The 23,830-nt window shown below is 51.5% G+C and carries 24 protein-coding genes; 11 read left to right on the top strand and 13 right to left on the bottom strand.

Annotated features, from left to right (window positions below; all coding sequences use genetic code 11):
• Positions 1–32: 32 nt before the first annotated feature.
• Genes ABX75_RS16495 through ABX75_RS16485 form a run of 3 tightly spaced genes read right to left on the bottom strand, consistent with a single transcriptional unit; the run spans position 33 to position 3,566 of the window.
• Entirely contained in the window at positions 33–992 is a 960-nt protein-coding gene (locus ABX75_RS16495) for a TniB family NTP-binding protein (RefSeq protein ID WP_010951429.1), read from the bottom strand.
• Positions 989–2,947 (bottom strand): DDE-type integrase/transposase/recombinase, encoded by a 1,959-nt coding sequence (locus tag ABX75_RS16490; RefSeq protein WP_016497347.1) that lies wholly within the window; start codon positions 2,945–2,947, stop codon positions 989–991. Before ABX75_RS16490 ends, ABX75_RS16495 begins: the two co-directional genes overlap by 4 nt.
• Positions 2,928–3,566, bottom strand: a complete 639-nt coding sequence (locus ABX75_RS16485) for a TnsA endonuclease N-terminal domain-containing protein (RefSeq protein ID WP_011953077.1) — start codon at positions 3,564–3,566, stop codon at positions 2,928–2,930. Before ABX75_RS16485 ends, ABX75_RS16490 begins: the two co-directional genes overlap by 20 nt.
• A 1,096-nt stretch (positions 3,567–4,662) precedes the next feature.
• On the opposite strand from ABX75_RS16485, the gene ABX75_RS28495 reads away from it, so the two are divergent.
• The 6 genes from ABX75_RS28495 (at position 4,663) to ABX75_RS16455 (ending at position 10,319) form a co-directional block, all read left to right on the top strand.
• Positions 4,663–6,294, top strand: a complete 1,632-nt coding sequence (locus ABX75_RS28495) for a TniQ family protein (protein WP_232591053.1) — start codon at positions 4,663–4,665, stop codon at positions 6,292–6,294.
• Between the two features lie 187 nt (positions 6,295–6,481).
• Entirely contained in the window at positions 6,482–6,814 is a 333-nt protein-coding gene (locus ABX75_RS16475; RefSeq protein WP_034101776.1) for a DUF2790 domain-containing protein, read from the top strand.
• A 217-nt stretch (positions 6,815–7,031) separates the two neighbouring features.
• Positions 7,032–8,357 carry an OprD family porin gene (locus ABX75_RS16470; RefSeq protein WP_010565095.1) on the top strand — a complete coding sequence of 442 codons (1,326 nt, stop codon included), beginning with the start codon at positions 7,032–7,034 and terminating at the stop codon, positions 8,355–8,357.
• 484 nt (positions 8,358–8,841) lie between these two features.
• Positions 8,842–9,117: a metal/formaldehyde-sensitive transcriptional repressor gene (locus ABX75_RS16465; protein WP_010565096.1), complete on the top strand. Its 276-nt coding sequence runs from the start codon at positions 8,842–8,844 to the stop codon at positions 9,115–9,117.
• A gap of 11 nt (positions 9,118–9,128) precedes the next feature.
• Positions 9,129–10,100: a CDF family Co(II)/Ni(II) efflux transporter DmeF gene (gene dmeF / locus ABX75_RS16460; protein ID WP_010565097.1), complete on the top strand. Its 972-nt coding sequence runs from the start codon at positions 9,129–9,131 to the stop codon at positions 10,098–10,100.
• Positions 10,101–10,136: 36 nt separating this feature from the next.
• Entirely contained in the window at positions 10,137–10,319 is a 183-nt protein-coding gene (locus tag ABX75_RS16455; RefSeq protein WP_010565098.1) for a DUF1289 domain-containing protein, read from the top strand.
• Between the two features lie 333 nt (positions 10,320–10,652).
• Here ABX75_RS16455 and ABX75_RS16450 read toward each other — a convergent pair whose 3' ends face one another.
• The 5 genes from ABX75_RS16450 to ABX75_RS16435 all read right to left on the bottom strand — a co-directional run bounded on the left by ABX75_RS16450 (position 10,653) and on the right by ABX75_RS16435 (position 14,884).
• Positions 10,653–11,120, bottom strand: a complete 468-nt coding sequence (locus tag ABX75_RS16450; protein WP_010565099.1) for a DUF411 domain-containing protein — start codon at positions 11,118–11,120, stop codon at positions 10,653–10,655.
• A gap of 129 nt (positions 11,121–11,249) precedes the next feature.
• Complete coding sequence (locus tag ABX75_RS16445) at positions 11,250–12,314, bottom strand: copper resistance protein B (protein WP_017848904.1); 1,065 nt, start codon at positions 12,312–12,314, stop codon at positions 11,250–11,252.
• Positions 12,286–12,534, bottom strand: a complete 249-nt coding sequence (locus tag ABX75_RS29055; RefSeq protein WP_130926104.1) for a hypothetical protein — start codon at positions 12,532–12,534, stop codon at positions 12,286–12,288. The genes ABX75_RS16445 and ABX75_RS29055 overlap by 29 nt, the downstream gene beginning before the upstream one ends.
• A 12-nt stretch (positions 12,535–12,546) precedes the next feature.
• Complete coding sequence (locus ABX75_RS16440; protein ID WP_016963499.1) at positions 12,547–14,499, bottom strand: copper resistance system multicopper oxidase; 1,953 nt, start codon at positions 14,497–14,499, stop codon at positions 12,547–12,549.
• 178 nt (positions 14,500–14,677) lie between these two features.
• Entirely contained in the window at positions 14,678–14,884 is a 207-nt protein-coding gene (locus tag ABX75_RS16435; protein WP_010565102.1) for a co-regulatory protein PtrA N-terminal domain-containing protein, read from the bottom strand.
• A 399-nt stretch (positions 14,885–15,283) separates the two neighbouring features.
• Between ABX75_RS16435 and flgB the strand changes: the two genes are divergently transcribed.
• On the top strand, positions 15,284–15,697 hold the full coding sequence (flgB, locus tag ABX75_RS28490) for a flagellar basal body rod protein FlgB (protein WP_010565103.1): 414 nt from the start codon (positions 15,284–15,286) through the stop codon (positions 15,695–15,697).
• A 30-nt stretch (positions 15,698–15,727) separates the two neighbouring features.
• On the opposite strand, the gene ABX75_RS28485 is transcribed toward flgB, so the two are convergent.
• From ABX75_RS28485 to ABX75_RS16415, 5 genes are all read right to left on the bottom strand, one after another.
• A complete protein-coding gene (locus ABX75_RS28485) occupies positions 15,728–15,928 on the bottom strand; it encodes a heavy-metal-associated domain-containing protein (protein ID WP_010565104.1) in 201 nt (66 codons plus the stop codon).
• Positions 15,929–16,040: 112 nt separating this feature from the next.
• Positions 16,041–18,398: a heavy metal translocating P-type ATPase gene (locus ABX75_RS16430; protein ID WP_080943238.1), complete on the bottom strand. Its 2,358-nt coding sequence runs from the start codon at positions 18,396–18,398 to the stop codon at positions 16,041–16,043.
• Between the two features lie 2 nt (positions 18,399–18,400).
• The gene (locus ABX75_RS16425) at positions 18,401–18,646 is read right to left on the bottom strand and encodes a DUF2933 domain-containing protein (RefSeq protein WP_026140267.1); all 246 of its coding nucleotides are present in this window, start codon (positions 18,644–18,646) and stop codon (positions 18,401–18,403) included.
• A gap of 93 nt (positions 18,647–18,739) precedes the next feature.
• The gene (locus ABX75_RS16420; RefSeq protein ID WP_010565107.1) at positions 18,740–19,276 is read right to left on the bottom strand and encodes a plastocyanin/azurin family copper-binding protein; all 537 of its coding nucleotides are present in this window, start codon (positions 19,274–19,276) and stop codon (positions 18,740–18,742) included.
• A 166-nt stretch (positions 19,277–19,442) separates the two neighbouring features.
• Entirely contained in the window at positions 19,443–19,796 is a 354-nt protein-coding gene (locus ABX75_RS16415) for a co-regulatory protein PtrA N-terminal domain-containing protein (protein WP_010565108.1), read from the bottom strand.
• Positions 19,797–20,001: 205 nt separating this feature from the next.
• Between ABX75_RS16415 and ABX75_RS16410 the strand changes: the two genes are divergently transcribed.
• The 4 genes from ABX75_RS16410 to copD all read left to right on the top strand — a co-directional run bounded on the left by ABX75_RS16410 (position 20,002) and on the right by copD (position 23,761).
• Positions 20,002–20,691, top strand: a complete 690-nt coding sequence (locus ABX75_RS16410; protein WP_010565109.1) for a heavy metal response regulator transcription factor — start codon at positions 20,002–20,004, stop codon at positions 20,689–20,691.
• Positions 20,688–22,076 (top strand): copper resistance membrane spanning protein CopS, encoded by a 1,389-nt coding sequence (gene copS / locus ABX75_RS16405; protein ID WP_047882298.1) that lies wholly within the window; start codon positions 20,688–20,690, stop codon positions 22,074–22,076. Before ABX75_RS16410 ends, copS begins: the two co-directional genes overlap by 4 nt.
• Before the next feature lie 359 nt (positions 22,077–22,435).
• Positions 22,436–22,819 carry a copper homeostasis periplasmic binding protein CopC gene (gene copC / locus ABX75_RS16400; protein WP_010565111.1) on the top strand — a complete coding sequence of 128 codons (384 nt, stop codon included), beginning with the start codon at positions 22,436–22,438 and terminating at the stop codon, positions 22,817–22,819.
• Positions 22,820–22,822: 3 nt separating this feature from the next.
• The gene (gene copD / locus ABX75_RS16395; RefSeq protein ID WP_010565112.1) at positions 22,823–23,761 is read left to right on the top strand and encodes a copper homeostasis membrane protein CopD; all 939 of its coding nucleotides are present in this window, start codon (positions 22,823–22,825) and stop codon (positions 23,759–23,761) included.
• Positions 23,762–23,830 lie beyond the last annotated feature (69 nt).

The raw sequence follows: 23,830 nt of genomic DNA, 5'->3' as shown, positions 1-23,830 counted from the left end.
AGAGCCGGGCCGATAAGCCCGGCCCTTGGCCGTCAGGTACTGCTCTCTTCGAACGTCTCAAACGGCTCCCGCTTCCCGAACAGAGGCTGGAAATTGAAGCTCGCACTGAAGGGGTTTCGATCCTCGGTGGCGTAGCTCCAAACCTCGTCTTCAAAAGCCTGGGCCAGCACAGGAAGTTCAATCCCGACAAGGTCCTGGACTTGAACCAGCCAAACAGCCCTGTCCACAATCTTGATGAGGTAGTCGATCAATCCATAGGAAGCCAGGTAGAAGCGTTTAATCATCGCTGGCTCTACAAAACTGATGGTTTGAACAGGCAGTTCGCCCTCGATTGCCTGCAACAACATCACGAAATGAAGAGACGTATTAGCGGAGAAGGTGAAGCGATCGTATGCCACCGTGGCCGAAAACCTGCGTCGCAGTTGCTCGTTTGCTAGCAGGAGATTTTCGGTGCGCTTCAGCCCAATCAGAACAAACGCGATACTGGTTTCATTCATCAGACTCTTGATCCAGTCTGCTGCCTCATACGCACCATTACGACGATAATCGACCAGGTGCTGCGCCTCATCGAGGACCAACATCTCCACGCCAAGGTTCTTCAGCAGCAGGACTACTCGCGCAAATTTAACCTCTGCCGAATGTCCTCGTGCCTCTGCGAAGGGATCCTTCAGCTCTGCCAAAATGGCTGCTGCCAGGTTCTTTTTGGTTGGAGACGAAGGCATCTCGACGAACAGAACTGTCCGCTTCTGTGGGTCATGGCTCTCCAATTCCTCCAATGACCGAATGTACTCCTTGACCAATGTGCTCTTGCCCACTCCGCTTGGACCTTGGATCAGCAACCCTTTACTTGCTCTGGTACGCCGACTATCGCCGTGGATATCGCCTAGTCGCGTCAACGCTCGCTCGACTTGAGGGCTGTGAATAAAACGATCGCGGAGCGTAAAGCTGTATTCACCATGCTCGTAGCATTCGTACAGATTGATGGCGTTCATGGCTTAGAACTCCCAGCAGGGCGACGAACCGAGACCTTGAAGGCTGCTGGCGGAATGTTAGGAATAGAGTCACCGGTCCATTCCACTTCAGCGAGTACCTTGGGTGGAGGCGTGCTTTCGGTCACTCGACCCTCCTTGTCGATTTTCGCTATGGCAGCTGCGCGTCGTTTTCTGAGCGTCTGCGAACGGCGGGCCTCGTCTGCATCTTCCATAATTTCCTGGTAGCACCTGTGCGTAGCCTCGAAGCTAGGCTGCTCATTATATTTTTCTCGCAGCGCTTTCTCGGCAGCCTTCCACACCTCCCTGCTCTTACCGGCCATTCGCTCATCTTTGGCGGGCACTTTGAAGAACAAGTTTCTGAAGCGGTCGTGAACCCAAACGTGCCCGGCTTCGTCTCGATAGCGGACGTTTACCTTTTCTCCGTCTGCCAAACGCATACGGAGCTCAGCAAGTTCCGTAGAGTGGTAGCCCACTTTGGCAACCTCGATGCCGTAATGGTGAACCTTCACCGAGGCCCGCTTGGCCAGAATGCACTCCAACGAGTCCAGGTCGACGGGAAGGCTGATGACATGGTTCGCCTCGCTAGTCCCCCAGACTTGAGCCGGTGTTCTGTTGTCCAGCCCCCGATGAGGAGTCTGGTGGTAACCATCGACGATCCATTTCACTACCACCGCCTCCAATTGAGGGAGCGTGAAACATGCATTCTTCTCCGAGTCGTAATCGCCACGCTGCTGGATATTCGAGAAGGTGGTACCCGGGAGGTTGTGGATAAGCCCCAGGTTCTGTGTGCTGAAAAAGCGTTCGACGGCACCTTTCCTTTGAGGGGCCCTTGAAGCGGGATACATGATCTCGATACCCAACTCGTTGAATCCCATGATGAGATCGCCCGCGTGAAATTCCGCTGCGTTGTCTGGGACTATTCGAGCCGGCAGCCCACGTGCCCACCATTCATTTCTCACTTTCGGAAAGCGCTTCAGCAATTCGGCTTTTGGACGGATTGAGCGTTCGATCACACGAAGCACGGTTTCCGTATTTGGCGCCGACAGGTGGAGCAAATATCCCATCACCATTCGAGAGAAGCGGTCGAGGACGATCGTCAGATAGGGGCGCCCAATGCACAGCCCCGAGGTTTCATCCACAAGCTGGACGTCCAACAAGGTGTGATCAATTTCCCAACGTTCCAAAATCTCATGGACACGTAGGACACCCGCCGCAACACGGTGCTTCTTGTCTGCTGCGTGTTTTCCGAGCCTCTCCTTATCCACAAGGTACGGATCCAGCTTGGCGATGTACCTTCGGACAGTCATTCCGCTTGGGATCTTGAGCTGATCCGAAGGCAAACGACTTTTGTTCCTCTCTTTTATCTGATCTTCGAATTCTGAAACGACCACGCTGACCGCTGGAATCGTATCCTGCAGGTAGGTTTTATTAATCACCCCTTCAAGAATAACTTCGAGCTCTCCCTGTATCGCGGCAGCCCGACCCTTTTTGGCATGCTGAGGGATAAGCTTTACTACGTTCTGGCCAATGTATTTGGCTGCCCAACGTCGAATAGTGGAAACCGAGGGTGCGCACGCATCCCCAATCTTTTTGGCGATATCTCTAAGTTTCTTGATCATGTCTTCGTCACCCGGTAGCTTGTATTTACCGCGCTTAGTTAGGTCGTCCAGATACTTGCGTCGACGCAATGCCTCATCTCCATGTTTTTTGGGGAAGCATGAAATATCTGGAGGGACGTTCCGCACATACGGAACCTTCCCAAGGTATGGCTGATCAGCGGAGATCTCGATCTCGCGCTTCTCGTAGGCCTCATAGAACTCCTTCTCGGATAGCTTCGTGGGCTCACCAAGCTCATCGAAAAAGAGCAGCTTCCGGTCAATAAGCCTCTTCTCAAGCACCATCAGTACGCCACGAACGATGACGACCAATTTCACCCTAAGGGAAAAGGTTTGCATGACGGTGCCCCCCTTGCAGGAAGACCGGGGAGTCAGTGTCAATTGACCTATCAAGGTCAATGCCCACCACCCCAAGGCCTAACAAGCGCCAGGCTTTCCCCTCACCAACCACGTAGAGCAGATCTGCAACGGTCATAGGCGGCCATTCGTTGAAGGTCGCCATTACCTCCTCCAACGCCTGATGCGAAAGCTCTGGACCGCGCCGGTGATACATCAGCCTTCTAAGATTGGTAGCCAGGGGTTCAGCTTCAATTAACTTTTCAGTGATCACCGAAAAGTTACGGGCAGTGGCGTTGAAGTAGCGCTCAGCGGCATCCAGTCGCTGCCTGACGCTGGCAATCTTCAGTCGGTCGTGAGGCTTCACTTCAAACCACCACTCGCGCCCATCCGCGAGGAAAACCTGTACGTCTGGGTAATATTTGAAGTAGCCCTGGAGCGATGGAACACGTTCCTCACTGGGCTGCGGGACGTAGCCGATGACCGCAGGAGACAGCTCAAGAAGCCGAAAAAGAGCGCCTTCGAGCTGGGACTCCCAGGGCACAGGCTTTTTATTTTTGAGCGATGGGAAGTAGCCGCGGTAATGGTTGGACCGCCGCGTGACCACCTTTCGTACTGTCATGAAACACCTCCGAAAATCTCGAAACGAGCGCCGACGCTGCGCCAAAAAATCAAGGCGCAGGGCGGGCGAAGTGAGGCCTTTCGACAGGCAACACTGTGCCGTCGAGTAACCTCGCTAAGGTCGAAAAAATGGGAGAGGATTGACAGTCGCTTCGAAAAAGCAGACATTGCGGGTTCTGAGGACGCAAGTCTGCTTCGCTAAGCGCGGTCAGTCCTCTCGGGATTGATCGCGTTTTTCTACATTTTCAGGTCTCCTTTTCTCTCATTGGTCATGACTCTCATGACTGATCAGAATCTAAAGCAATCGGCTTGCTCTCTTTATTTCTAAACGGCCACTTCGTGATCGCTGGAGCAATTTGGATCAGGTCTGAAGCTCTCGCTTCAAACAGCTGATTTGGCTGAAAATCTTCAGTGCAAAGCGGAAAAGTTGGTCATAGATCTTATTCCAACATCCCTTCGAAATCTACAAAAAATCCAAAATGGCAACTTCCACCAAATTCCATTTCCATACTAAATTGTTCAAATTAATACTTAACACGTACGCTTAATTAACTATTAAGGTGTTCAAATATTAGTTTTAAAGTCCTCTCAATCTCTCTGCTGCTCAGATCCGCCCGCCGACCCTCTCAGCACTTCCAGCGCCCCATCAAATCACTTCCTCAAATCCCCCCATCTGCATCATTTTCCAATGAGCGGAGTAGGGCGCCCCGGCAGGAATTCCAGGCAAAAAAAAGCCCGCGAAGGCGGGCTTGATGGTGACCGACAGGGGCCATGGTTGAAGCCCGGCCGGTCATCTATTTGTGAAAGCGTGCAGCTTTTCTGTGAACCTACAATCACAATCATCATCTAAAACGTATTAACCCGCGATCACCCGAAATAGTTTTGCAATCGCCATTGGCTGACCTACACGGGTTATCGATACGTGTTCTGTATTTCAAGCAGTACGGGCGCGGCGGGGTTTAGATGAATTTACTACGATTCAAAGTTGAGCGGCTGTGTAATTTCCAAATCCAGACCGGATACAGAATTTTACGGGTTGCATATATACTGCCCCCGGATGCACGTTCTCTTCGACCCCTACCTTTAATTGGTAAATGATGTCTGATCTATTATTTTTTCCCGTGTCGATGCCGGATGAAATGCTGCACTCTCGTGTCACCCGCTATCACTATCTGTCAGGCAATAGAACCGCGGCAGAAACCTACCGCGATTTGTTCGCATCGAAACCCTTTTGCATTGGTGGCATCGTACCCAAGCAGATCGAGAGGCTCGCGCACAGGCTGCCGGGGCAATCGGAGAGCAATCTCGCAGAGCTGATCAGTAGCAATACTACTTTTCCTGCTTACCGGCCGTTTCTTGGGGTTAAGCAGGGGCCGGAGAACAACGAAGGACCGCTGGGTTATGACGGGGTGGTACGGGTGCCCCGCAGAGAAGAGTCCACCCATGGCAAGGCTAAGCTTTGTCCTACCTGCGTTCAGGAAGATTTGATTGAGCGGGGTTCTGCCTACTGGCATCGATCTCACCAGATACCCGGTGTTGCCGTCTGTTGGCGTCATGGCGACGCATTGATCCATGCCTGCCCCGAGTGCTCTCGCCCGTTCTACCGTAAATTGAAACTGCTTCCCAATCTGACTGAGCCATGCGCATGCGGCTGGAGCCCGTTAAACAGCGCAGCAATACACAAGGGTTCAAAGATGGAACAGAAAGTCGCTCTGTTCGCACACGATATCTTGCAACGCAATATTCCTCCGATAGGCAGCACGGTATTGAGTTCGTGCTACGTCCGCCAATGCAAGAAGCGCGGATTCATTTTCGGAAAAAATGCGGGCATTGCGAAACTATTCGACAGCATCCAAAGCGCTTACGGCGATGAACTTTTGGCGCAGATTGATCCAGCCTACAACAACGGAAAGCATGAGCAATGGATCCGGCTCAAATCAGATAAAGGTCAGCTAAATATGCCGCTCGCGCGGCATTTGATCATTGCTCTTCATTTGTTTTCCAGTGCAGATAACTTTGAAGAGGCTCTGAAGAATGAGTCTATCCTGCTGAGTGCCTCTGTTTCTACGCGAGTTCCCAAAGGCGAACAATCGCTTCCTAACCAAAAAACTAGATATCGCCAAAAAATTGAGTTGCTTTTAGCGCTGCGTACCGACGCCGATGTCGAGTACCTCTGGAAGAAGGCGTACAAACCTACGCAATGGATTCTAGAAAATGATAACGCATGGTTAATGGCAAAACTCCATGCACCTAAAAAACCTACAGTTACGGTCGAAAAGTCCGTCGACTCAAGAGACGGCGCCTATGCAGCCCTTATCGAAGCGGGCGTAGATGAGCTGTATAAAGTTACGAAAGATCCGAAGAGAGTGAACATTCGGAATTTGCAATCGCTACTCCCAGGTTCGTTACCTCATGAGCTGGATCTACGCAAGCAGAGGTTCCCCCTTACTTATCAACAGATCAAGATTCATCAGGAGTCAGTATGGCATTTCCGTCTAAGAACTTTGGTGTGGACTGTCTCTGAACTCATCAGGATGAAGCTCCCCGTGAATTACTCGACGGTAAGATTGACCTCAGCGGTATCAAGCAAGGTTTTCCTGGTTTTTTCCAGTTTCTTCGAGTGGGATCTGGAAAGCCTGGCCAGAACAGGGGTCGACGCAGAGGCCTTGCTCAGATCTACCGGCGTATCAAGGGATTGGGAGGGACCACCGGTTTCAATAAGCTTTTGAGGGCATCTGTGTTCCGTTAGCTTCTGCCAACCTTTGGTGATAACAAAAATGCCATCTGGCTTGAAAGCGTAAACGCGGAGTAGGGTCCACCTTTCACATTAGTAACCTTCGCGGCAGCTTTCTGAAAGCTTTCACTTGTTACTCTTTAACTCAGAAAATTGAGCTTTAGGAGAAAATCATGAAAGCAATGACAGCAATGAAAGCGTTTTGCGCCGCTTCGATTTTGACCTTATCTTCATTAGCCATGGCTGAAGGAGGCGGTGACCGTGTGTATGGTCGGATGATGCAAGAGAACCAACAGGCAATGGAGCAGTACGCCTTAGAAAACGGAAAGGCGATACCTGAAGTTGTTCATTATGAATATGGAATGAACCTTGATGTCCAGAAGGTAATCAGTACCACTCAGGCCAATAAAACCTGCGGCGTAGCCCCTTCGCGCATGACTTATGAAGATTCGGCGGGCAAGATCAACACCTTGGAGTACATGGTCATGGGCACAAACTGCCCGCACGGAAGCTAGTAGAGATAAGCGATGTCTGCACCAGACTACTCGATATATTTTTAGGCATGCTTACTGTTCGCTGACATAGAAGTAATTTTCAGGTCACGCTGGAGTTATCTATTGTATGAAATTATGTCTGCCGGCGCGTAGAGGAAACCCTCACGTGCCGGTGGCTTTTATAATGATAAAAATATTTCACAAAGAAACTCTGCCAAGCTAAAGCCTGGAGTGTTAAATGAACAATAAAAGCTTTTACAGTCTTTCTCTCATTGCCCTTGGCATGAGCATGGGGCAAGTTGCAGTGGGCGTTGAACAAAAGCCTGAAGGGTTCATTGAGGGGAGCACCTTTAGTATTCTCAATCGAAATCTTTATTTCAATCGAGATTATCGAAAAGGCCAGTCAAGTCCTACGGGCAATGGCTACTCAGCAGAGTGGGCTCATGGCATTATCGGTCGTTTTGAGTCTGGTTTTACACAAGGCGCCGTCGGGTTCGGCATCGATGCGTTTGCAATGGAAGGCCTCAAGCTTGACTCAGGCGATGGTCGCTCGGGAGCTCGAAGTTCAGTCGATGTCTTGCCGCACAACAGTAAAGGCCAACCTGAAGACTCCTATTCAAAAGTAGGCGGCGCCGCAAAGGTCCGTTTCCTGGATACAGTCGTCAAGGTAGGGGATGTCTTTCCGTCGACTCCTGTCGTGGCGTATGGGGATTCCCGACTCCTCCCGGAAAGTTTCCGTGGTGCAACGTTTACCAACACCAGCATCAAAGACCTGACCCTTCAGGGTGGTCGGCTGCATGCGATGAGCCAACCCAACTCCAGTGGCATGCGTGATGGCTTTTCGACTTTCTACGCCGGGGCGGTTGATGCTCCGTGGATTGCTTATCTAGGGGGCGATTACACCGTCAATGAGCACGTAGGTGTAAGTCTTTACACCAGCCAATTCAAGGATGTTTGGAACCAGTATTACGCGGGCACCACATTGAGCTATCCACTCTCAGACAGCGTATCGCTGATCGGTGGCTTTAATTATTACCGAGCCGTTGATGAGGGAAAAAAACTTCTGGGGAGCTTCGATAACAACATCTGGAGCGGCAAGACCGGGGTCAAATTCGGAGCTCATACGGTGACCGTCGGGTATCAGCGTAACAATGGCAACGACGACTTTGACTACCTACGTCAATCAGATTCGATTTTCTTGGATAACTCTATTCAGTACAGCGACTTCAACTCCCCGAAAGAGCAATCTTTGCAGCTACGCTATGATCTAGATATGCAGGCTTTCGGCATCCCCGGTCTTAGCTTCATGACTCGTTACGCGAAGGGTTGGGACGCGGACTATTCCAACGCGAACAGCGTGTACATGCGTCGCGGAGCGGATGGTGCCCCATTACAGGACCAAAAGCGTTGGGAGCGAGACATTGAGGCTAAGTACGTCATCCAGTCAGGTTCTCTGAAGGATATGTCTTTGCGTGTTCGCCAGGCAACGACACGAGCCACCGATTTCGAATCTGATTTGGACGAGGTCCGACTGATTGTCGAATATCCACTGCAACTCCTTTAACGGGCGCTAGCCCTCGGCATCAGGTGTCCGATTACCAGATACACCCCGTCTCTTTGTTTCTCCTTTGGTTTTGGAGACGGCTTAGGCGCCCTAGTGGCGCCTTTTTTTGTGGACTGTCGTTACAGTTTATTTGTCTTAGCCGTCGTTCCAGTGTTCGCACTATGGGGCCAACTACTGTACTGAGTCGCTTTTGCGGAAGATGACGTCTTGCTTGAGAGGCCTCATAGCCTATCCCTGAGTTGTACGGGGTTCTGCGCGATCCAAGGCTAGGGCATTCAGATAATCCTACAGACACCCGCCATCTAAGCGTGACTGAGGGGCGTATCTGCTCCTCGACTTTATTGGTTTTGCCCAGCAAAACGATATTGTTTCGATTGCAGATTTTATTGCAGCAACGCTGCCGGTCGGAAGGCTTCCACGGCACGCTTGTATGGTTCGTTGGAGCATGTGATGATGCACTCAATATAGGCAGGGGGGGTATGGTATGGGTCATTTGAGATCAAGCAAAGACAATCTTCTTAAACGCGTGAAGCGCATCGCTGGGCAGATCCAGGCGATTGAGCGAGCACTCGACTCTGATGATGACTGCTCCAAAACCTTGCTTTTGGTCGCTTCGACCCGTGGCGCTATTAATGGGCTGATGGATGAAATCATCGAAGATCACGCTCGTGAACACGTCGCGAATCCCACACTCAGCAACGAAGAAAGAGCGAAAGGCGTCGATGAGCTTCTCGAAGCCATTCGCCGCTATTCCAAATAGGATTTACCCAAATGAGTAATGCGTACATCGACTTTTCCCACGACCATATGTTCCTTGGGAAATCACATGAAGAAAACGCAAAGCGAACCTTGTGGGTAGTGGCTCTGACCGTCGTAATGATGGTTGCTGAAATCACTGCCGGTTATCTCACTGGCTCAATGGCATTGCTGGCAGATGGTTTTCACATGGCAACGCACGCCGGAGCACTTGGCATAGCCGCAGCTGCTTACGGTTACGCAAAAAGACATGCCTCAAGTGCGCGCTACAGTTTTGGAACTGGCAAGGTGGGAGACCTGGGTGGCTTCGCCTCTGCTCTGATTTTGGGACTGGTCTCCTTGGGAATTGCCGGAGAGTCGCTATTTCGTCTCTTTCAACCGACTCAAGTGCAATTCGGAACAGCGACTTTTATCGCAATTGTAGGATTAGCAGTGAATGTGGTGAGCGCGCTTTTGCTGTCTGGTGGTCATGATCATCACCATGGGCATGACCACGGCCACGATGAATCTCACCATGCGCATGGTCACGACAATAATTTGCGCTCTGCTTACGTTCACGTCATTGCAGATGCACTGACTTCGGTTCTGGCCATCGCAGCACTGCTTGCTGGTCGATACCTTGGCTGGGTATGGCTCGATCCTGCAATGGGGATTGTGGGTGCAGTTGTCATTGCGCGCTGGGCTTGGTCGTTGATGCGGGTGACTGCGGGTGTATTGCTCGATCAGACAGATGATCATGTCGCTGAAGAGATTCGTGAACTGGTTGAGCAACCGGGAGATGCTTCGATCATTGATCTTCATGTCTGGCAGGTGGGGCCGCAAGCCCGCGCTGCGATTGTGAGTGTTCTGGGCAGCCCAGCAGTGAATGCGGAAAACATACGAGAACGGCTTGCAACGGTTCATGAGATCACTCATTTGACAGTTGAGTACCGCACGAAGTTGGTCGCTGATTCACCCGATCAGCTCGCCGTGCTTGCTTCGCAATGAACCCGTAGCACGTAGAGTTCGACGAGAAATTGAACAATGGCCAAGGACATCGAAAATCCCTGTATCTCTGTTTGCCAGCTGAACAGCGAACTGTGCGTCAGCTGCGGTCGCACCAAGGAAGACATCAAAAAATGGAAACGAATGAAGCGTCCAGAAAAAATGGCCTCTGTACAACGGGCGACCCTGCGCCTGAAAAGCCTGCAAAAAAAGAACTCTTAAACCACCGTCATTTACATTTTCAACTTTTTCAGCCGAGACAGATGTCCTGGTTTGGGAGGGCAAGCTGAGGGGCAACGCCATTTCCAAACCGATCACTATCGCGGTCAGCAATCTGCTGCGCAGTGCGTGTCACGGCGTCATCACCAATTACTTGAACTCATCTAAAATTGTTATTGAGGACAGCGGTGCGGGGTTATCCGATGTGGTTTAAGTGCGCCTGTACAACTGTTGCTGATCGTCCTTGGCGAATTGTTTGAGAATAATGTCGACAGAGCAAGTCCCACTGCATGGCCATGAACGGTGACCATGCTGTAACGGGATGGATCGGGGGGGTTAGTTTTCGGGGTATTCAGCAATGACCTGATCTGTGCCAGCTTTGTTCCGGCCGATGATCTGGTAAGCCTCATGCACTCCGTCGACTTCCATTCCTGGAGAACCTGCTGGCATACCAGGGGCGGCGATTCCGAGAAGGTCGTCACGTTTGCTCATCGCAATTATTTGCTCGGCAGGCACGTGACCTTCAACAAACTTTCCGTTGATCATCGCAGTGTGGCAAGACGAGAGTCGTGGAGCGACCCCCAGATCTTGTTTGACAGCACTCATGTTGGTCTCTACATGATCTATGACGGTGAAGCCATTGGCCTCAAGATGCTGAATCCACTTCTTACAGCATCCGCAGTTAGCATCTCGGTGAACATCGATGGCCAACGCCTGTGCTGCTTGAGCGGTTGAACCGATGAACAGTGCGGCGAACGTTGCGATACGCAGAAATCGACTTGAGAGTCGGAAGCTACCTGTCATGGATATTTCCTTTTCCCTTGGCGGCGGCGAGATGAATGCCGCTGCAAAGGTTTGGTTGAAGGTATTATATTTGAGTCGGGGAGCCGCCCCCCTGTTATTCAAAAATCGTAGGGCTTTTGCTCAAACCACTCAGAACCACATCCGAATACCGGCTACAAATCGAGCCTCGTTGGTCTTTTCCCCTTCATCGCTGGCCAGGTCGGCGGTCTTGCCGTAGGAGCGATTCCAGGTAACCCCGACATAAGGGGCAAATTGGCGAACAATCTCGTAACGCAACCGGAACCCTACTTCGGTGTTGGCCAATCCAGATCCTATGCCGCGCTGGGGATCATTTTTTCCATACATGTTTACTTCGACTGTCGGCTGTAAGATCAGGCGATTTGTCAGCAGGATGTCGTAATCGCCTTCAAATCGAGCAGCGGTTTGACCGTTTTCACCGATATAGGCAGTCGCTTCAGCTTCAAAGTTATAGAGGGCCATGCCCTGAATACCGAGCGCTCCCCATGTTTGAGGCGACCCGGGTTTGAAGTCTTGCCGAACGCCCGTGACGACATCCCACCATGGACCGATGGCGTGCCCCCAGAGTGCTTGGAGTTCGGCGTTTTCCGTCACGCCATTGGTACGTTCACCTTCCGAACGCAGCCACAGGCGATCAACGTCACCGCCGATCCACCCTTTGGCATCCCAGGCCAACGCACTCCCGTTGTCAGCGTCTTGGTACTCAAACTTATCCAGAAGGATGAACGAGTTGATTTTTTTGTCGTGTACACCATGACCTGCCACATCTGGAAAGGCGGCTGCACGGTCAGCGTCGGTAAGTACGGGGACAGGGGTTCGGCTTGTGGTCGTAGCCCCTCCAGCCATGCTTTCCATACCGTCCATTTGCCCGTCGTCCATGCTCATCTTGCTGTGATCCATGGCCCCCATCTTGTTATGGTCCATAGTTCCCATTGAGCCGTGGTCCATCTTGGAGTGATCCATTGCGCCATCTTTTGCTTTGGCTGGTTTGGATTTCTGCGCAGTTGAAGGCTTCGCGTTCGCACTTGATGGCATCGCCATCGACGGATCCATCTCCTCAGCAGCTTGGGCCATGAAGAAAAATGCAGGACTGGTAGAGACTGCAAGTGCCATCAACGTTGGGCGTAAAAATTTACTGGTCATGATCTCAATCTGCCTTTTTGGTTTTTTGGTCATGATCCATCGACTCATGGCTCATCTTGCTATTGTCCATTGCCCCGTGATCTAGCTTCGAATCGTTCGCCGTCATTGCTGGCTTGTCCGTTGCTGTAGCAGGAACATTGGTTGAATGATCGCTGCCATTTTCTTGTGCCAGCACCATGGGCGGGAGTCCACCCAGCAGGCCAACGGCAAAGAGGCAACCCACCAGGGAATTACGATTAAGGTATGTGCTCACAGATCGTCTCCTTTACTCATCAACCCGTACTTCACGGAACATGCCCATTTCCATATGGAAAAGCAGGTGGCAGTGATAGGCCCAACGGCCTAAGGCATCAGCGGTAACTCGATAGCTGCGTTTGGTACCTGGCGGCATATCGATCGTGTGCTTGCGCACCATGAACTTGCCGTTCTCATCCTCGAGGTCACTCCACATGCCGTGAAGGTGGATGGGGTGGGTCATCATGGTGTCGTTCACCAAGGTGATGCGCAGCCGCTCACCGTACTTCAGGCGAAGCGGCTCGGCGTCAGAGAATTTTATGCCGTTAAACGACCACGAAAACTTCTCCATGTGACCGGTCAAATGAAGCTCGATGGTACGATTTGGCTCGCGGCCGTCAGGGTCTTGGAAAGTGCTTTTCAAGTCGGAGTAAGTGAGCACTCGACGACCATTATTCCGCAAGCCTATTCCAGGATCGTTTAGTTTTGGCGTTGGATTCATGGCTTGCATGTCAACCAGGGGGTTGTTGGTTTCGGAGGCAGGGTGTGTCTGCATTTCTCCACCCATACCGCCCATGCCAGCCATCCCTGACATATCACCACTACCCATTCCAGCCATCTTGCTGTGGTCCATCCCGGCCATGCTGGACATGTCGCCTTTGTCCATGCCCGCCATCTTGCTGTGATCCATACCCGCCATGTTAGTCATGTCACCGCTGTCCATGCCGGTCATCCCGGTCATGTCGCTTTGGTCCATACCGGTCATCTTGCTGTGGTCCATGCCAGCCATGCCCGACATTTCACCTGACTTCTTCTCGGCGCCGCCCATACCGGCCATGCTGCCATGGTCCATACCAGCCATACCGCCCATCCCCATGTCATCCATAGTGACGATTGGACGTGGATCTATAGCAGGTACCTGAGCAACTAGCCCTTCACGAAGTGCGAGGGTTCCGCGTGCATAACCCGTCCGATCCATAGACTGGGCGAAGATGGTGTAAGCCTCTTCACTGGCAGGCTCTACGATCACGTCATACGTTTCAGCTACGGCGATGCGGAATTCGTCAACGCTCACTGGGTTCACGTGTTGGCCGTCGGCGGCCACAACGGTCATTTTCAAACCAGGAATGCGGACGTCGAAATAGCTCATCGCCGAGCCGTTGATAAAGCGTAGGCGTAGCTTCTCACCCGGCTTGAAAATACCGGTCCAGTTACCGTTGGGCGCCTGGCCATTCATGAGATAGGTGTAAGTATCTGCGCTGACGTCTCCAAGGTCGGTTGGGCTCATGTTCATTTCAGCCCACATCTTCCTGTCAGCTACTGTTGCTGACCAACCTTGCTTACTGACATCGTCGATGAAATCACCAACAGTGCGTTTATGGTGGTTGTAGTAGCCCGACTGTTTCTTAAGCTTGGCCATGACACGACTAGGATCTTCATCGGTCCAGTCAGTCAACATCACCACATAGTCGCGGTTGTATTGAAAAGGTTCAGGCTCTTTCGAGTCGATAACGATTGGTCCGTAAACCCCTGCCTGCTCCTGTAAGCCCGAGTGGCTGTGGTACCAGTACGTACCATTCTGATGAACCTTGAACTTGTACTCGTACATGCCGTCGGGTGCAATGCCATGGAAACTCAAGCCAGGTACACCGTCCATATTGGCCGGCAGGATGATCCCGTGCCAATGGATTGAGGTGTCTTGGTCCAGGCGGTTTTTTACACGCAGAGTGACCGTCTCTCCTTCGCGCCAACGCAGCAAAGGTCCTGGCAATGATCCATTGATAGTCATGGCTGTTCGCGGCGAGCCGGTTATGTTTACCGGGGTTTCACCAATAAACAGATCAAATTCATTGCCGGTGAGTACGCTCGGCAGACCAGGACTTGTCACCGCCCATACAGGAGTGCGCCAAAGGCCAAAGCCGCCGAGAATGCCACCAGCGGCCAAGCCTTTTACGAATGTCCGTCTAGAGGTTTTGGAATGCATGCCGTTTATTTCCAATCAGTCAAAAGGGAAGCCGTGCGAAACAACCGATCATGAGTTGCCCGGATCAGCTTTGCCCACCGTCACAAAAGACAAACTCTTACGGCAAGCGAGTTCAGAAATTGCCACATTTAAACCACCGCAGTGATTACATTTCTGTCAGCTTGGAGGGCCCAGCTATTTAGCAATTCTTGTGGTCCATCGCCTTGGCTTTGCTTTCAGCGACAGGAGGTTGGGCATTTTGCGTTTGAGCCACTCGGTACGATTCCATCGAATTATTCCTGGCCACTTCCATGCGTGCGAAAGTCCGGTCACCACCGCCTTCAGCCATAGCCAAAGAAGAAACGGTCAGAGCAGCGATGACGAACAAGGTTTTGATAGGATTCATTTGGGGTTCCTCGGATGAGTATTGATGCCCCCTGAATCCACATCAATCGTTGACTCTAAGAGGTGAGCTTGAGGCTCAATAGGACTATAAGACTCATCCCCTGACAGGAAGCTTAGGCCAATATTACAGTTGTGTCAGGTTGCGATATTTCTCTTGAGATACAGAGTGAATAGTCCGTAAGGTCTAAGCCATCCAGCGTCACATAACCGCCATTTACTCTTTAAAACTTACCTGTGCGGTTGTGTAATCTTCCGGTCACTTTCGCGGAGGTTTGACGTTTTTTCGTTCGCACTTGAATTGTATCTCGACTCGGATGCACTACGTTAAGCACTTGAGTGTTCGATATAGGTGGGAATGCTAAATGGCAGCGTAACTTAGCGTAACTAAAGGTGGCCACCGGTGAGTATTAATTTTGAAAAAGCGCTTGGCTCCGCAGAAAGAGCATTACTTTTTCGCAGCCAACGAGCTGAGGTGCTTAGCAATAATATCGCTAATGTCGACACTCCTAACTTTAAGGCCAGAGATTTGGACTTTTCCGCTGTCCTGGCTAGCCAGACAAAAGGAGGTTTTGCTACTCCGTTCTCTTTGAAAACAACAAACCCAAAACATATTGCCGTAAACGAATTAGCAAGTGATATTCACAGCGGCGCTTTGCTTTACAGCACGCCGAACCAACCTTCCATTGATCAAAATACTGTGGATCAACAGGTCGAGGTGGCAAAATATACGGAAAATTCGATTCATTTCGAAACTGCTTTTACTCGATTGAATGGAGCATTTAAGGGGCTACTTAAAGCTCTACGAGGTGACTAATAAACCTCACCCAGCGAGGGAATCAGCGCCTCAGGCGCTGATTTGGGAAGGGAAACCGAGTGCTTCCACAGTTTTACGGACCTGCTCTGGGGGTTCGCTGCTTTCAACGGTTACCTTACCTGCCGCGCGATCCACGGAAACCGTAGCCTTGCTGTCCAGTGACTGAATTGCTTTGGTGATTTTGCTGACGCAGCTACCGCAACCAATGCCTGATACGTTTAAGACGAACATGGTTATTCCTCTTGTGCTGAGCGGTCTCTTTTCACCGCAACACCAGCATCAACGTTGACACAATGGCAAGGTCAAGGGTTATGTATTAACGGGCTGCGAGCATCGGTTACGCTCAATCTATTCGGGTATTCCTCAGTCTCAAAGCATTGAAAACTACAGATGCAGAACTGACGCTCATGGCTAACGCAGCGATCATTGGCGACAGAAGGTGCCCCGTCAGTGGGTAGAGCAGGCCTGCGGCGAGGGGGATACCCATTGAGTTGTAAAGGAAGGCGAACCCCAAGTTTTGCCGCATGTTTTTCACCGTTGCAACCGAAAGTGCCCGTGCTCGTAAAATCCCCATCAGGTCGCCTTTTACCAGCGTGAGCTGCGCGCTATTCATCGCGACGTCAGTCCCTGTACCCATGGCAATGCCCACGTCTGCTCGCGCCAAGGCCGGTGCGTCGTTGATACCGTCGCCGGCCATGGCAACCTTTCGACCGGATTGCTGGAGGTCCGCCACCAGGCGCTCCTTGTCCTGAGGTTTCACTTCACCATGAACCTCTTCAATACCCATCTCCCTGGCGACAGCACGTGCGGTGGTGAGCCCGTCTCCGGTGGCCATGATGATTTTTACGTTATCAGCCTTAAGCTTGGTGACTGCTTCTTTAGAGGTCGGTTTTATCGGGTCTGAGACCGCCAGTAATCCTGCCAAGACCCCGTCAACTGCTAGATAGATGATGCTGATGCCTTCAAGGCGCAACAACTCTGCACGGTCTTGTAAGACCTTAGTGCTCACGCCGGCAGCTTCCATCAGTGCAGTGTTGCCCAGCTGTACTTTCTTACCATCAACGAGGCCACTGACTCCAATCCCTGACCCGGACTCAAACGATTCAGGCTTGGTGAGCGCAACATTTTCAGTTCGGGCGTGATCGACGATGGCATGAGCCAAAGGGTGTTCGCTGCCTTGATCAAGGCTAGCGGCCAGTTGAAGAACATCGTGTGGGTTGAAATCTGGTGTGGCCTCCACACTGTGAAATACCGGCCGTCCCTCTGTCAGGGTCCCAGTTTTATCGACAATCAGTGTGTCGATCTTGCAAAGGTTTTCGATGGCTCTGGCATCCCTGAACAGCACACCCATACTGGCGGCTTTACCCGTCGAAACCATGATCGACATGGGCGTTGCGAGACCCAGTGCACAGGGGCAAGCGATGATAAGTACGGCGACAGCGTTGATCAGGCCGAAGACCCAGCTGGGTTCTGGGCCGAATAGCCCCCAGCCTAAGAGTGTCAGCAACGCAATCGCGATAACCCCCATCACAAAGTAGCCGGCAATCGAGTCGGCCATTCGTTGCATTGGCGCTTTGGAGCGTTGGGCTAGAGCGACCATTTGTACTATCTGCGACAGCATGGTGTCGGCGCCGACCTTTTGCGCCTCCATCACCAAGCTCCCATGAGTATTAAGCGTGGCGCCGATCAAACTATCCCCTGCTCTTTTCATTACCGGCACAGGTTCACCAGTGAGCATGGATTCATCCACCGCACTTTCTCCCTCGAGTACGGAGCCATCAACTGGCACCTTTTCACCAGGTCTGACCCGCAAATGGTCTCCCAAGTGAACATGGGTAAGAGGAATGTCTTCCTCCTGACCATCGGCGTTGATCTTGCGTGCAGTCTTGGGAGACAGGCCTAGAAGGGACTTAATGGCGGCGGAGGTTTGTGAACGTGCTTTGAGCTCAAGAATCTGCCCAAGCAAGGTGAGCGAGATGATGACCGCAGCGGCTTCGAAGTAGACGCCGATGCGTCCATCTTGCATGAAGGTGGTGGGAAAACTTTGGGGAAATAGGGTTGCCGCGACGCTGTAAAGATAGGCTGCGGCAGTCCCCAGCCCAATCAGAGTCCACATGTTTGGACTGCGATTTCTAACAGATGCTATGGCCCTTACAAAAAAGGGCCAACCTGCCCATAAGGTGACCGGCGTCGCCAGAGCGAACTCGATCCAGTTTTGAACCGAGCCGTGGAAGAATTGTAATGAATGACCCGCCATGGCTAGAAGGGTCACTATCACGGTTAAAGGCAGCGACCACCAAAAGCGGCGAGCGAAATCCCGGAGCTCGGTTTTGTCATCGTCATCTAGCGCGGGCATGACCGGTTCTAATGTCATGCCACATTTAGGGCAATTGCCGGGCCCTGGCTGTCTTATTTCCGGGTGCATAGGACAGGTAAATTCAGTGGCTACTTGTAGCACAGGCTCTGTAGCGGAGATGCTGGGTTCAGTGCTGGGATGATTACCACTGTAGTGGTCTGGATCTGCCCGAAATTTCTCTTGGCATTTCTGGCTGCAAAATTGATACATCTGTCCCTGATAAGACTCGCCAAATTTACTTGGAGGCGTAACCGCCATACCGCACACCGGGTCACGTAGATCACCGTCAGGGGGCGAGGCAGCGTGGGCGGGACCGTGATCGTGATGGCTCGGTGTAGTGGGCATAGCTATTTTTCGTCCTTGTTGGTTGCTGCCTGATCGCCATGATCATGTCCGCCATGTCCATGCCCAAAAAAATGCATCAATGGACAGATCAACAGAATGAGATAGGGCAAATACGGATAAACGTGGCTGAAGTGTTCCCGCACCACGTAGAAGGCACCGATCGCGATGAGCATGATCAGTACAACGCCTGTTTTGCGCCTCCAAAATGGAGGGGTGGTGCTTCCAAACGGATGCTGATGGTTATTCATGATCTAGACCCCAGTGTGAGCGAGTTGCTCTGATCTCTGCCTCAGAGCGTAGTCAACTCTCGCGTCGACGCGGTTTTAGCTGTCAGCTCAGGCTTACTTCAAGTCAAATTGACCGACCATCCCCGACTGGTAATGACCTGGCACGTTGCAGGCAAATTGAAGTCCGGCGCTGTTGTTGAAGGTCCAGATCAACTCCTTGGTTGCTCCTGGCTCGACCAGCACGCTGTTCGGGTCGTTATGTTCCATTCCGACCATCTTCATCCCTCCCATGCTGTGGCCCATGTTGCCCGTCATCTTCCCAGCACCGATGGGTGTAAGCGTTCCATTCTGGAACATGCTCGCCATTTCTTTTTGGTGCGCCGCATGAGCAGCGGCCTGACCGATATTGAACTCGTGCAGCAGCGCCCCTTTGTTGTGAAGTACAAAGCGAACTGTTTCACCGGGCTTTACGTCGATGTTTTTAGTTTTGAAGAAAATATCACCCATCTCCACATCAACCGTGCGAGTAACCTCAGAGGCGACTCCAGGCTGGCCAATATCCTCTTTCCCATGACCTGCGCTGGCCATCGCTGTAGCACCGAAGAGTAGGGTGATTGCCGCAATAACTGGGGTAATAAGCTTATTTTTCATGGTGACCTCGTGGGTTAAGAGCGAATCACTGGCTATGCTAAAGGGGCGGAGCTGCCACTTAACTGACCTGAACACTACATTTCTGTAAGTTTTCAAAAGAAAACGCGGCGCCCGAATGACGCCGTGTTTAGAGGACCGGTTCAAAAAACCAATGAGACCTGGTTGGTCACTGATGGTTTTCAGAAAGCATCAGTTTGTGCTCGCGCTGCATTTGGCTCAAAACGTCATCAACCATAGCATCGTGTTTTTCCATCCAGGCGAGGTGCTGCTGAGGTGACATTGATGCGTTTGGGTGATCTTGATGGAGCTGGCTCATGATTTCGCCCAGCATTTTCATATGCTCGGCCATGTGTACATGGCGCTGTCCTTCAGGGGCTTTTTCAGCTTGTACCAAGGTTGCTTCTGCTTTGTCGCGCAGGCTCTCCATACGCTCCGCGATCCGGTCTGCGCCACCTTCAGCCAACGCAGAAGCCGAGACGAGTATCGAGCTCACAAAGAAAAGGACTTTTAGGCGATTCATAGGACAGCTCCTTATGGATTTATTTTCCGGCTCCCTTAGGTTTCATGCTGAAGAGTCGGTCGAGCACCAAGAAGTACTCATGTTTGAACCCTAGACAGCGCTCGCTGACAACTACCTGAAGCCAATATTACTTTTCTGTCAGTTGCTGGTTGGCAGAAGCATTTCGTTGCAGACTCAGCCTCACAATTATTTGAGAGCCACCCCCATGAGACTTCTGGTTGCGGAAGACGAACCCAAAATAGGTATCTATTTGCAGCAAGGACTCACTGAGGCGGGGTTCAATGTTGATCGCTTTACCAATGGCCAAGACGCGCTTCAGCACGCTTTGAGCGAGGCGTATGACCTGCTGATTCTCGATGTGATGATGCCTGGGCTGGACGGATGGGAAGTACTTCAGAAGGTGCGAGCATCCGGAAAAAATGTCCCCGTGCTTTTTCTCACGGCGCGAGACCGCGTTGAGGATCGCGTCAAAGGACTTGAGCTGGGGGCAGACGATTACCTTATAAAACCCTTCGCATTTTCTGAATTGCTGGCCCGCGTCAGAACGCTGCTGCGAAGAGGGAGCACAGCCCCCTCCCAAACCCACATGAAATTGGCGGATCTTGAGGTTGACCTGCTCAAGCGCAGGGTTGTCCGTGGAGGCAAACGTATAGATCTCACAGCCAAAGAGTTTGCGTTACTCGAATTGCTGCTCCGTCGTCGAGGCGAGGTTCTCCCCAAGTCACTTATTGCTTCCCAAGTTTGGGATATGAACTTCGACAGCGATACCAACGTCATCGAGGTCGCGGTCAGGAGGCTCAGAGCGAAGATTGATGATGATTTTGAGGTCAAGCTGATCCACACCTCTCGGGGGATGGGTTACATGTTGGACGCACCGGACTCGGGGTCGGAATGAAGCGAATGTCACTGACTACCCGCATGAGCCTGATGTTCATGCTTGCTGTAACAGCTGTGCTCACCGTCGCCGGACTCAGTTTTAACAACCTTAGCCGGCATCACTTCAAGATGCTGGATCAGCAGGCGCTGAACGAAAAGCTTCACTCGACGCAAAGAATTTTGACTGGGTTGAATAGCATTGATCAGTTCAGTGATGTTAAGCCCGAGCTGGAGGCGCTGCTTGGTGCTCATCGTGATTTGACAGCACTTATCATCGATGGTGACGGCAAGCTCCTGTTTGCTGATCCTGGTCCGATCGTAGTGCCGGAAGACTACCGAACAATCACAAACAGCAATGTCTGGGAGTGGCGAGATGAGGAGCAGGTATTTCGAGGAGTGACGGCACAAGCCATTGTGACAGGGCAAGACAAGCCATTGACCGTGATGTTGATCTTTGATGTTACTCAACATATGGCTTTCTTCGAGACGCTTGAACGCTGGTTTTGGATAGGGCTGGTGATCAGCGCGCTGGTCAGTGCTGCACTGGGCTGGATGGTCGCGAGTAGTGGCCTACGGCCTATCCGCCTAGTTACTCAGGTCGCGGCTTCAATGTCAGCTAAATCACTCAAAGAGCGTATTCCGTTAGGTCCCGTTCCTAAAGAGCTCCAGCAGATGGTGTTGTCGTTCAACGCAATGTTATCCAGATTGGACGATGCGTTTGTTCGTTTATCGAACTTCTCTGCGGACATTGCTCACGAATTACGAACGCCGGTCAGTAATTTGATGACTCACACTGAAGTGGTTTTATCTAGAAAAAGGAATATTGAGGACTACGAAGATAATCTGTACTCAAATCTTGATGATTTAAAACGTATGGGCCGGATGATTGATGACATGCTTTTTCTGGCGAAATCAGACAACGGTCTGATTACACATGAAAACAAACCGATAGACCTGGTAGCGGTAGTAGAGAAATTACTCGAATACTACCGCTTGCTTGCTGATGAGCGAGGGATCGACCTCAAAGTCACAGGGAGGGGGAGCGTCCGAGGTGACGTCCTTATGCTCGACAGGGCCATCTCTAATCTGCTCTCAAATGCACTCCGGTACACCCCCGAAGGGGAGTGTATTAGTGTCGATATCCGGCAGAAAGGAACTTCAATATCGGTCTCCGTGGAGAACTCTGGAAAGCCAATCGCGCCTGAGCATCTTGAAAAGTTGTTCGATCGTTTTTATCGCGTGGACCCGGCTCGCAGAGAAGGGAGCCCAAGCAATGCAGGGCTAGGTTTGTCGATCACTCGATCAATCATAGAAGCGCATGACGGCAAGATTTGGTGTACGTCATCAAGCGGAAAAACAGCCTTTCATATTGAACTCCCTTGTGCGGATGAAAAAAAGGCGTAAGGCCCGTTGCTCATATATATATAGCAGCATGTGGTTAGCTCAAAGGGAACGTTCGTGGATGACGGAAACCTCTTGGCGCGTCGCAAAGGGAGTCACGTATTCGGCCCTGTATACGCGCTTATCAGTGTCCAAAATCCCACCTCAAGCTGACTGAAATGTAATCGAATAGTTTGCGTTCATGTGGCATCGTGTACTCGCACTGTGACGTTAGAGTTCTTGTGATTTCTTCCTGTCCAGCCCGCCCTAGGACACGGAATCTGCTAGGTATTCGCCAGTGGCTTTAACAAGCGTCAAAAAGTAAAAACTAGATATTCCCTAAAAAACCTAGAACCAACAGCTCTTGCTGTGAGGAGTCTTGCATGTCATTCCTTAAAACTACCACCGTAGCTGTTGCGCTGACTGCGGGTTTGCTTCTGAGTGCAGTTGCTCAGGCGCATCCAAAGCTGGTTTCTTCTACTCCCGCTGAAGGGTCGGATGCGGCGGCTCCTTCTAAAATTGAACTGCACTTTTCTGAGAATCTAACGACTCAGTTCTCTGGTGCCAAACTGATCATGACCGATATGCCTGGCATGCCGAACTCTCCTATGGGCGTAAAAGCCGGCGTTGCAGGTGGCAGTGATCCGAAGACGATGGTTATCACGCCCGCATCGCCATTGACCACGGGTACTTATAAAGTCGAATGGCGTGCCGTCTCCTCGGACACTCACCCGATTACCGGTAACTTTTCCTTCAAAGTGAAATGATTCATGAGCGACTCAATAAATATCGCTGTTCGCTTTGCCCTTTATTTCGATCTTATGCTCTTATTTGGACTGGCAATTTTCGGTCTTTATAGCCTGAGGGGTAAAGAAAGAGTATCGGGAGCGGTTTTGAATTTTGAGTCGCTTCTTTACGGTACATCTGTTGTAGGTGTAGCTCTGTCCCTTGCAGCCATGCTGTTGCTTGCGAAAGCAATGAGTGGCGTATCGGGCTTTATGGAGCTACATCACCATATTTTTCAAATGGTTCTCATGGGGACTGACGTCGGTTTGACCTGGATGGTCCGAATAGGGGCGTTGGTGACGGCAATTATTGGCGTTTCCCTGAACAAGCGCTTTCCAACACTGAGTCTTTGGATTGTCACTGTCTGTGGCGCGATTGCGCTAGCGACGCTGGCATGGACGGGGCACGGAGCAATGGACGAGGGAAGCCGTCGCTACTGGCACTTTATTAGCGACATCTTCCATCTTTTGGCCGCAGGCGGTTGGTTGGGTGCGCTAGCGGCATTTGCCCTGCTGCTGCGTTTGAAATCACTGAAAGGTGAGCGAGAAGCACGAATTCTTGCTCGGGTACTGACAGGGTTTGAATCGGCCGGCGCGGTGATTGTAGTGATCATCAGCATTACGGGAGTGGCGAACTACCTATTTATCGTTGGGCCAAATCTCGATGAGGTGATGCTCAGCACTTATGGCGAGTTGCTATTTTTGAAGGTCCTGCTCTTTGCCGGGATGATCGTATTAGCGACGCTCAACCGTTTTCACCTAAGCCCGCTCTTGGAACGTTCTGTTCGAAATGGAGACTATGCTGTCGCGGTCAATGCCTTGCGCCGTAGCATGAAGCTCGAATTTTCAATGGCAGTCATCATTATTTGTCTCATAGCATGGTTAGGTACTTTAAGCCCAGTAATGGAAATGAGCGCCGCATAGCGGTTGGTGATAGCCGACAAAGGAGTCTCAAGGGTGAATTGTAAGGGCCATTTGCACCGTCTACACTCC

Origin of the sequence: Pseudomonas sp. ARP3 (assembly GCF_001029595.1) — a bacterium.
Lineage (GTDB): Bacteria > Pseudomonadota > Gammaproteobacteria > Pseudomonadales > Pseudomonadaceae > Aquipseudomonas > Aquipseudomonas rhodesiae.
This window is presented reverse-complemented; position numbering and strand designations above follow the sequence as displayed.